Source organism: Pseudorhodobacter sp. W20_MBD10_FR17 (assembly GCF_052119765.1).
Lineage (GTDB): Bacteria > Pseudomonadota > Alphaproteobacteria > Rhodobacterales > Rhodobacteraceae > Pseudorhodobacter.
In genome coordinates this window covers 1-2586 of the sequence record NZ_JBGQOQ010000094.1, presented here as the reverse complement: position 1 = coordinate 2586, position 2586 = coordinate 1, and the positions used below count along the sequence as shown (strand labels likewise).

The window sequence follows — 2586 nt, the reverse complement described above, 5'->3', positions numbered from 1 at the left end:
ACATTAGGGTTTTCTGGAGCAAGACCAAATCTTGTGGGTGAATCAATTTGCCACACGACTTGTGGGTAACTTCAAGTCTCGGGTCCCCACCTTCTGCATGATCGATTAACCTGCGACTCCGCACCTGTTGGATATGGGGCAGGAGTTTCGCGATGGCGGCTACGGTGGAGTTTCTCAGGGACTATGGGGTGGATATACGGGCCAATGGCCAGAAGCGCTGGCCTGACGAGGTCAAGGCGCAGATCGTTGCAGAAAGCCTGAAGCCTGGCGTAACGGTGAACGCGGTTGCGGCACGTTATGGGCTGCGGGCGAACCATTTGTCGGAATGGCGTGGTCGGGCTCGGGACGGCAAGTTGGTTTTGCCTGCGATGGAGGACGACGGCTTCTGCTTTGCGTCTCTCGTGCTGTCGGAGGGAAATGCGCCTTCTTTGCCGGTGCGTTCGGGTCAACCAGGCAAGCCAGAAGCGCAGCCTTTGGGATCAATCGAAATCGCCGTGGGCCAAGTGACAATCCGGCTGGACGGTGCCGCGACAGCCACCAGAATTGCCGAGATTGTGCGGGCGATCGGGCCTTCGCCATGATGTTCCCCTCCAACCGGGTGCGGGTTCTGGTCTCGACACAGCCGATCGACTTCAGGAAGGGTCATGATGGGTTGGCGGCGTTGGTGTCTTCGGTTCTGCGCAAGGATCCGTTCACTGGGACAGTGTTTGTCTTCCGGGCGCGCCGGGCGGACAGACTGAAGCTTTTGTATTGGGATGGCACGGGTCTGGTGATGGCCTACAAACGGCTGGAGGATATGACCTTCATCTGGCCCGCGATCAAAGACGGGGTAATGGCACTGAACCATGCCCAGTTCGAGGCACTGTTTGCCGGTCTCGACTGGCGTAAAGTCAGGGCTCTGGAGACGCGCCCACCAGCTGCGGCAGAGTGACTCAACCGCTTGGTGTGGCGTGTTTTTGCTGGGGTTATGTGATAGCTTCGGCCCATGCAAACCGTCCCCGCCCTCGATCTTTCCGCCATCCCTGCCGCGCAACGCGCGGCGGTTCTGGTGTTGATGGAAACCGTTGCGGCGTTGATGGAAATCACGCGGCGACAAGAGCATCTGATTGCCGAGTTAAACCACGCCCTGCACGGCAAGCGGTCGGAAAAGCTGACCGAGGATGAGCGGCAACTGGCGTTCGAAGACCTGTCCATCGCGCTGGCCGAGGTAGAGGCGGAAAAGGAAACCCGTGCCGCCAGAGCGGGCGACGGGGTGACCAGGCCCGCGCCGAGGCGCACCATCGGCAACCTGCCGGCCGCGCTGCCCCGCGTTGAAGAGATCATCGAACCCGCCAGCCTGATCTGCCCTTGCGGCTGCGGCCTTATGCACAAGATCGGCGAAGACCGCACGGAACGGCTCGACATCGTGCCGGCCCAGCTGCGCGTCATCGTCACCATTCGCCCGAAATATGCCTGCCGGGCCTGCACTGATGGCGTGACCCAGGCCCCGGCACCATCCCACCTGATCACAGCTGGCCTGCCAACCGAGGCAACGCTCGCCCATGTGCTGGTCAGCAAATATGCCGATCACTTGCCGTTGTATCGCCAAAGCCAGATCCTGGCGCGGGCGGGCCTTGATCTGCACCGCGCCGTGCTGGCCGATTGGGTCGGCAAGGCCGCGTTCCACCTGAAGCCCGTGGTTGACCAGCTGGCAGACCATCTGAAGCGCTCATCAAAACTGTTCATGGATGAGACGACAGCCCCGGTGCTGGACCCGGGGCGCGGCACGACAAAAACCGGATATCTCTGGGCGCTGGCCCGCGATGACAGGCCCTGGGGCGGCGATGACCCGCCTGGCGTAGTCTACTTTTACGCCCCCGGTCGGGCGGGGGAGAATGCCGAAACCTTCCTCACAGGCTTCGATGGCATCCTGCAAATCGACGGCTATACCGGCTACAATCGGCTGACCAAACCCTCGCGCAAGGGCGGCGTGCCCATTCGGGTGGCGCATTGCTGGGCGCATGCGCGGCGTAAGCTCCCGTTCCCAACGTCGGCCCGTGGCGCATCCCCAACGGGGCCAACCATCAGTGCCGCGAACTCTACCGGATCCTCCGGCGCAGGCAGCACCAACCGCCCTTTCCGCGCCAGCGTCCGCCACGAGGAGACGTGGTTCGCGGGAACACCATGACGCCGCGCCACATCGTTCACCCTGGCGCCTGGCAGCAAGGTCTCCGATACGACCCGCGCCTTCACCTCATCCGGCCACTTCCGGTTCCGACGGCTGCCACCGCCAACCGGGAGAAACTCTAATCCAAACTCCACGGAGAAACTCCATCCCAACAATCATCCCTCTCCAATGAACAGATCAGGAAGCAGCTCGGAAGGTGGGGTTCAGAAAACGCTTACTGTGCAGCAAAGGAGATGAGCTATGGGCACAGTCAGGACGGATGAATTTCGCAAGGCTGAATAGATGGGGTGGTTGCCGTCCAGCCCCCTTTCTGTGGGGCGTTTGTGTGGCATGATCTGGTTTTGGAGCTATGCGGGAATTTGGGTGATGGCGTGATTTGAAAGGCGGCGTATCGTGGCAGGTGATCAAGCCAGCCAGAA

At 61.4% G+C, this 2586-nt stretch carries 3 protein-coding genes and 1 pseudogene; 3 read left to right on the top strand and 1 reads right to left on the bottom strand.

Going from position 1 to position 2586, the window contains the following annotated elements; genetic code table 11:
- The first annotated feature begins 152 nt into the window (after window positions 1-152).
- The 3 genes and pseudogenes from tnpA to tnpC form a co-directional block, all read left to right on the top strand.
- Window positions 153-581, top strand: coding sequence for an IS66-like element accessory protein TnpA (gene tnpA / locus ACEN2J_RS20680; RefSeq protein ID WP_442108627.1), 429 nt, complete (start codon window positions 153-155; stop codon window positions 579-581).
- Complete coding sequence (gene tnpB, locus ACEN2J_RS20675) at window positions 578-931, top strand: IS66 family insertion sequence element accessory protein TnpB (RefSeq protein ID WP_442108625.1); 354 nt, start codon at window positions 578-580, stop codon at window positions 929-931. Before tnpA ends, tnpB begins: the two co-directional genes overlap by 4 nt.
- Before the next feature lie 123 nt (window positions 932-1054).
- Window positions 1055-2017, top strand: a pseudogene (tnpC, locus tag ACEN2J_RS20670) (IS66 family transposase); the annotation flags it as partial.
- Here tnpC and ACEN2J_RS20665 read toward each other — a convergent pair.
- Window positions 1933-2232 (bottom strand): transposase, encoded by a 300-nt coding sequence (locus ACEN2J_RS20665; protein WP_442108629.1) that lies wholly within the window; start codon window positions 2230-2232, stop codon window positions 1933-1935. The pseudogene tnpC and the gene ACEN2J_RS20665 sit on opposite strands and share 85 nt — an antisense overlap.
- Between the last annotated feature and the right edge of the window lie 354 nt (window positions 2233-2586).

Bases quoted from the DNA above. Each gene is read 5' to 3' on its own strand.
- tnpB (WP_442108625.1), top strand. From the start codon at position 578: ATGATGTTCCCCTCCAACCGGGTGCGGGTTCTGGTCTCGACACAGCCG.
- tnpA (WP_442108627.1), top strand. From the start codon at position 153: ATGGCGGCTACGGTGGAGTTTCTCAGGGACTATGGGGTGGATATACGG.